We start from the raw sequence: 6,503 nt of genomic DNA, 5'->3' as shown, positions 1-6,503 counted from the left end.
GCCAAAATGGCCCCGATCAGCAGCACTTCGGCATGTCGCCAACTGCGCTGGAAAAACAGCGGCGCAAAGCTCAGGATCACCGCGGCGAAGCGGGAGGGCAGGTGAAGCATAGCGCCGTCTCTTGGCGGGGACACGCCAGCCTAGCCAGTCACCCGTCTCGCCGCCTATGCCTGCCTCAGATGGCCAAAGTCGAGCTAAGAACACCTAACAGAACCTGCGGATCTGGTTGAGGCAGACGAGGGCGCAGGCAAGTGTGGTGAAGGCCAGGTGAATGTCGGCGCGCCGTTCGTAGCGGATGGTGAGGCGGCGGAAGCGGTTGATCCAGGCGAAGGTCCGCTCAACGACCCACCTGTGTTTGCCGAGCCTCTGGCTGCTCTCGATGCTGCGTCGTGCAATCCGCGGAGTGACGCCACGGATGCGGCACTCCTGGCGGCAGCGGCGATGATCGTAGGCCTTGTCGGCGTGCAGCTTGCCGGGCCTGCGGCGAGGGCGCCCCCGTCCTCCAGTCCGAACGCGCGGCACAGCATCCAATGTGGCGGCCAGCATGCGGCTGTCGTGACGGTTGGCGCCGCTCAGTGTCAGGCCAAGCGGCGTGCCGCGGGCGTCCGTGATGAGATGGCGCTTGGTGCCCGGCTTGCCACGGTCCGTCGGGTTTGGGCCGATCTCCGCGCCCCCCTTTTGGCTCCGATGCTGGCGCTGTCGAGCGCGGCCCGCGACCAGTCGATGGCCTCCGCTGCCTGAAGGCGCTCCAGCAGCACCCGATGCAGGCGGCTCCACACACCCGCTTCCTGCCAGTCCCGCAGCCGACGCCAGCAGGTCATACCCGACCCGCAGCCCATCTCCACCGGCAGCCGCTCCCAGGCGGTGCCAGTGGTCAGGACAAACACGATGCCGGTCAGCGCAGCCCGGTCCGACACTCGAGGGCGCCCGCCCTGCGGCTTGGGCCGTTCGGGCGGCAGTAGCGGCGCGACCGCAGCCCAGAGATCATCGGGAACAAGGGGCTTTGCCATGCCCCACCAACGCCGCTCGGGAGCTTTCGTTAGACGCTCTTATCCACCTACGCAACCGCCGGGTGCAGGCACCTTCCTCAGGCTAAGGTTGCGGCGCCCTGAACCCATTTCAGGGCTCTGGGAGCCTTGGCAAACGCCTGTGTGAGATGCCGATCCACCGCATGTAGCGCGCCAGGATAGCCGGCAAAGCTCGAAAGGGCGTATCAAAAATAGTACTAAAAATATTTACATAAATAGAAAATACGTTCGGTAACGAAACTTATCTGTTGACGCTTTGCGTTCCGGGCGGCTTTTTCTCGTTCTGAACAAAGAGGCGAGCTGAATGTGCCCGGCACGAATCTACGGACATAAGACTCTGAGCAATAATTTGGACTCTTGGAGGTTCGTGCTGATCGCCCTCGTGGTGGTGAACCACGCATTGCTGCTCACAGCGGAGCCAGCCGCTGATTATGGACATCTCGATCGCGCCTTGATCGTTCTGACCAGGGCCGCTGTACCGGCCCTGTCCTTGTTCTCTGGCTATCTTTTCGTGGGTTCCACCCGTTCCAGCTTGCTTGGCGTTGCACGCCAGAAAGCAAGAACGCTGATCCTGCCCTTCCTGGCATGGAACACCGGCGCTGTGGTGGTGCTGGTGCTCCTGAACGAGACGTTCAAGATCGTGCCGGAGGCGCTGGTGGCAACGCAATCACGCTATGACCTTGTCAATGACGTGACCGCCTTCCACGGCGCTCCCGCCAACGCGCCCCTCTATTTCCTGCGCGATCTGTTCATCACCTTCATGGCCTTCTCGTTGCTCAGGCCTGTGCTGCGGCATCCGGTAGGCCTTGCCCTCGCGATGCTGGCTGTTGTGGTTAACTACGGCCTGGATCTGGATGAGCGGATCATCATCCGGAACACGATCCCGGTGTTCTTCCTGATGGGCTTTGGCCTGCGCACATTCCCGCAACTGATGGTGCTTTGCGGCCGTGCTGTGCTGCCGATGGCCATCCTGTCCGCAGCGCTGCTGCCCATCTGGGCCTTCGGGAATACGCATCTGGGCGACCCGACGGTACTGGATCTGGCAACGCTGACCGCCTTCAGCATTCTGGTTATTGGGCTTGTGATCAGGCTACCCAATTGGCCGTCTCTGTCCGCCTTGGGAAAGCGGTATTCGTTTGTGATTTTCCTGACCCATTGGTGGGTGCTGCTGGGCCTTGCTGCTGTGTGGGACCACTTTGGGTGGTCAGACAGCTATTATCGCGCCTTCGCCAGCTTGGTCGCGGTGGGAGTGGGCGTTCTCACCGCGAACCTCATCTCCCGTCTGCCGGGTCCGATTGCTTCTGCTCTGTCTGGGGGAAGGCTGAAGCAGCCGTCGCATCGTTTCCCAACGGGAGGCGCAAGGCCCACCCATGGCTGACCTCAAGAACTTCTCCAGCTCTCTGATTGCGATTTCGCTGTGTGTTGCAGGCATGATTGTGCCCAGTCTCTATGCCGCCATGAGAGATGCGGCAGCCGGCATGCCCAGCTGGACTTCCCAGCGGGTACGCCGGGTGGCCACCTTGGCTCTGGGGGCTGTGATCTTTGGCGGTCTTGTCACACTCGCGTCTTGGACGGGCACAGGGCCGACCGCATCTCACACCGGACCGAAAGCTCTTCTTCTTGAATACCAGGGTCCGCCGCACTTACGCGAGCGAGCACTCTGAAGGGCATTGTCACGTTGTCTGGTGACCAGGCGAGTTTGGTGGAGCGACGCAGCCTGCGCGGCCTTACACGGACGCCTGGACACACGTCTCCTGCCGCCAGATCCGGAAGGCCTTGTCACGTACACGACGGTACTGATCGGCGGTCATCAAGTGCCGCCGCGGGCGGAAGTGGCCATAGATCATGCTGTGTGCCGAGAGGAAGCGCTGCGCCTGCTCCGGAGACTTGATTCGCTGCATCTGGCGTTCTCGCCGGCGCGTCGGCCGGTGTGAGTTCTCTGCCCGGTTGTTGAGGTATCGGCTGGTGCGATGCCCAACCTTGGGCAACAGATCGCGATGCGCCGCACCGCAGCTCCGCAGGCCATCGGTGATGAGCCGCCGCGGCTTGTACTTGAGGCCCGCCAGCAGACGCTTGAAGAAGCGTCTGCTGGCCGTGGCATTGCGCCGATCCTGGACCAGGATGTCGAGTACGATGCCGTTCTGATCGACGGCGCGCCAGAGATACTGCAGATCCCCGTTGATCTTCAGGAACACCTCATCAAGGTGCCAGGCGTCGCCTGGCCTCGGCCGGTGCTTGCGTAGCTTGGCGGCGAAATCAGCCCCGAAGCGGAGATACCAGCGGCGGATGCTCTCATGGCTGACGACCATGCCTCGCCCGGCCAGGATCAGCTCGATATCGCGCAGGCTCAGGCTGAACAGGTGGTAGAGCCAGACGGCATGGTGGATGACCTCGGCTGGGAAGCGGTACCCGGGATACTTGGTAAGGTCGGACGGTATCTCGCCAGCTTGGCCGAGCCACCTCATTCCGGCCAGGGCCAGCAAACGTGACAATGCCAGCTCAAGCGGTCGCGCAGCTGGAATTCTGCCTGCTCATCGGAGAGGCTGTAGAGCGCCTGCAGCAGCAGGATGCGGAACATCATCACGGCATCATAGGGCGGGCGTCCGCCGCGGCTGCGGTCCGACCGCGCCAGTGCCGTATCCAGCACGGGACGGAAGATCTCGAAATCGACCACGGTCGCAAGGCGCTCCAGCGGATCGCCCGCGGCAGAGAGCGCTGCATGCCGCTCATTCACATCGAAGAAGCCCGGCTGATCCGCCATCGCCACCATCTCCGCTGACCAGCGGCAGTGAATCAATTTCGCGTCTCAGCAGCGAGGTTGTTCGAAGTGTCCATCTGTGCCATCAGACGTACCCGTACCGCAGTGCGCCCACTCAACCTCGCATGATCCATATCCACTTGCGGTTGTCGGCCCTAGCTGGGGGCACGGCATACAATCGATGCGAAATCGTAGATATCCCCCTGGCGGCTCAGCAGCATCTCGTATTTGCTAAGCTCCAGATTTGGAGCACTGAGCGCATGGGCGGATTTTTCTACATCAGCAAGCATCTGTGCGCGGATGCCGAGAGGAAGCTGGCGACCTCCCGCACCAACTTCCGGGAAGCTGGGTTCGGCGCGCCAGTGGCGCTCTCTGGAGCCTCCTACGCGCTGGATTTCTATGGCAAGATTGGCTCTGGTATCATCAATCTGATCGATACTGGCGACGGCAGCTTCCTTGCCTCGATCGGAACCCTGATCCTTGACGACGCCGTAGGCCAGGATGCGCTGCGCAAGCTTCAGGAGGCCCGCCGCGCCGGACGCTTAGCAACGGAACTCGGGCGCTGCCTCGGCCAGTATGCCTTGATTGCCGGAGAGCGCAGCGCAGTCACCATCTACCGCGACATCAACTCCTCCTATGAGATCTTCCGAACTGCCGACCTGGGCATCGTCAGCTCCTCGTTCCTCGCCGTTGCGACGGCTCTGCCACGCTGCAGCATCAACCGCGCCAGTGTGCTGGAATATGTCTTCAACGGCGTCACCCTTGGAACCGGCACACCGGTCCAGGAGGTCCAGAAGGCCGGTCTGGGCGAGACGCTGCATCTCTCCCACGCACCTTTCGCCACCCGAACGTGCCCGATCTTGTCTCTTCCTGTTTCCAACGAGCCCGTGGAAGCGTTAACCGAGCAGGTCTTCGATGCGCTTTCGGATCACACGCGCCGGCTGATCCGCATCTTTGGCGGCAACACGACCCTGGCACTGTCCGGTGGCTACGATACGCGTCTATTGCTGGCTCTGTTCCGCCATGCCGGAACAATCCCAAGGCTCTTTGTCTACGGCGATGGAGGCAGCCAGGATGTGCTGATCGCCTCCGACATCGCCCGGGCAGAGGGGTTGCCACTCGAGGTAGTCGACAAGCACTTACCCCTCCAGCCCAGCCCGGAAGACTTCGCGAAAATGGTGCGAAGGAACTTCCACATCTATGATGGCTTCAGTCAGATCTGGATCTTCAGGCATGAGCGGGAACATGAGGCACGAGCAGCCCGGCACGCCGGCGGTGCCTTGAACGTCCACGGTGGCGCGGGTGAGGTGCTGCGGAACTTCTTTGGTCTGCCGGACCGGCCAATAGCCACCAACCACCTCATCGCCGCATTCTTTAGTCAGTTTGACCGCAGGATGTGCCGCAACCCCGCCGATGTGCAGCTGTACGAGGCGTCCATCGCCGGCAAGATCGCTGATATCTTGGGACGCGAGCAACGCGTGCTGCTCCGCCAGCAGGTCGAAGCGATCTATCCGCACCTGCGCTGCCGTTCCTGGTTCGGGCGGGACAACAGCATCAATGGTCGAGTTGGCTATTCGAATCTGCCTTTCTACGAAAGCCGAATTGTCGATCTCTCCCTCCGGATACCTATAGGTTACAAGAACTATGGCAGCTTCCAGAGCCGGCTGATCCGCCGAGCTGATCCGGCCCTGGCAAAGCATCCATCGCAATACGGACACAGCTTCGAGGCCGATGCGCCCTTTCGGCAGCGTGCTGCCAGCTGGCTTGGCTATCAGCGCCCGGCCCTGCTACGCCGCAACATGTACCGGTTGCGGCGGCTGCGGAAGGTAGGCACACCAGGAGAAACGGCCTTTGGTGCCCAGGTGCTGGGGCTGCTGGGCAGCACAGAAATCATGTCTCGCTACTTCGACATGACTGCCGTCACCGACACTGAGCATTTTGTCCGCATCTGCGCGCTGGAATACCTCTACCAGTTCCTGTCTGCAGAGTAAGGTGTCTTTCAGAACCCAATCGGGCCCCACCCTGAGTAACTCATAACCTGTTGGATCTGGTTGCAGATTAGGTTGTGTGCCGGGGTCCCCGTCGGCGCCGATTGGGACCCCGCGCTCTGAGCGAAATCAGCAGAAACCTCAAAGGTATAGGAGCAGTTTTCACGGGGTCGCGGTTGGACGCCTACCCACACCGCAGCTTGGAGGCGCCGCGAGCGGGCACTCACCCCTTCAAGGGTGAATGGCCACCGGGCAAGCTTTCGGGCCAGTCGTGACCAGTTGGCGCAGCGATTGGAAGATCCGCTTGGCTACCGACCCCGGCCCTTAAGGCCGGGATTTTTGCGTCTTGGGCATGCGGGTGACGCACTGCCAGATTGCTTTGTTCGTCGAGCGTTGCAGTTGGATGAAGCAGGCTGCCTGGCCCGTGCTGCCGAGAGCACAGGCCAAGTCCGCTCAACCTTTCGAGAAGCTGTACAGGACCGCTGGATTGTCGACGAGCACCTGCTTGCGCGCGGCCTCGTCCTGGACCCATTCGGCCAGTAGGTCGAACAGCGCCGCGTCATCGGGCTTCTCGGCCGGCTCGGTGACATGCGGCCAGTCACTCGCCCAGACGCACCGCTCCAGCGCGCCTGTCGTATAGCCCTGTGCAACGGGGACCGTATCAGACCAGCGACCGGCTGGCCCAACCTTGGTGTCCATGTAGGCGCCGGAGAGCTTCACCCAGGTTTT

Annotated in this window: 5 protein-coding genes and 1 pseudogene; 2 read left to right on the top strand and 4 right to left on the bottom strand. The window is 61.9% G+C overall.

The genetic code is table 11. The features are described 5' to 3' along the window. Window positions 1-204 precede the first annotated feature (204 nt). A protein-coding gene (locus EBE87_RS27315) for an IS5 family transposase (protein ID WP_120640802.1) occupies window positions 205-1,010 on the bottom strand; the annotation gives its coding sequence in 2 pieces (ribosomal slippage) (window positions 205-674 and window positions 674-1,010; 807 coding nt in all). Window positions 1,011-1,332: 322 nt separating this feature from the next. Between EBE87_RS27315 and EBE87_RS27310 the strand changes: the two genes are divergently transcribed. After that, entirely contained in the window at window positions 1,333-2,406 is a 1,074-nt protein-coding gene (locus EBE87_RS27310) for an acyltransferase family protein (RefSeq protein ID WP_367605448.1), read from the top strand. Between the two features lie 349 nt (window positions 2,407-2,755). Here the strand turns inward: EBE87_RS27310 and EBE87_RS27305 are convergent, their stop codons facing one another. Together EBE87_RS27305 and EBE87_RS27300 are read right to left on the bottom strand one after the other, a co-directional pair. Beyond that, window positions 2,756-3,493 (bottom strand): IS6 family transposase, encoded by a 738-nt coding sequence (locus EBE87_RS27305; protein ID WP_120640800.1) that lies wholly within the window; start codon window positions 3,491-3,493, stop codon window positions 2,756-2,758. Between the two features lie 29 nt (window positions 3,494-3,522). Beyond that, a pseudogene (locus tag EBE87_RS27300) lies at window positions 3,523-3,789 on the bottom strand (transposase); the annotation flags it as partial. A 257-nt stretch (window positions 3,790-4,046) separates the two neighbouring features. Between EBE87_RS27300 and EBE87_RS27295 the strand changes: the two are divergent. Beyond that, window positions 4,047-5,777, top strand: a complete 1,731-nt coding sequence (locus EBE87_RS27295; protein WP_120640799.1) for a hypothetical protein — start codon at window positions 4,047-4,049, stop codon at window positions 5,775-5,777. Window positions 5,778-6,227: 450 nt separating this feature from the next. Here the strand turns inward: EBE87_RS27295 and EBE87_RS27290 are convergent. Then, window positions 6,228-6,503: amidohydrolase family protein (locus EBE87_RS27290; protein WP_147426223.1), on the bottom strand; the 276-nt coding region annotated here is incomplete at its 5' end.

This window comes from Teichococcus wenyumeiae (assembly GCF_003696345.1).
GTDB classification, from domain to species: domain Bacteria; phylum Pseudomonadota; class Alphaproteobacteria; order Acetobacterales; family Acetobacteraceae; genus Pseudoroseomonas; species Pseudoroseomonas wenyumeiae.
The sequence above is the reverse complement of the archived record's forward strand: the minus strand, read 5'-3'. Positions and strand labels throughout refer to the sequence as shown.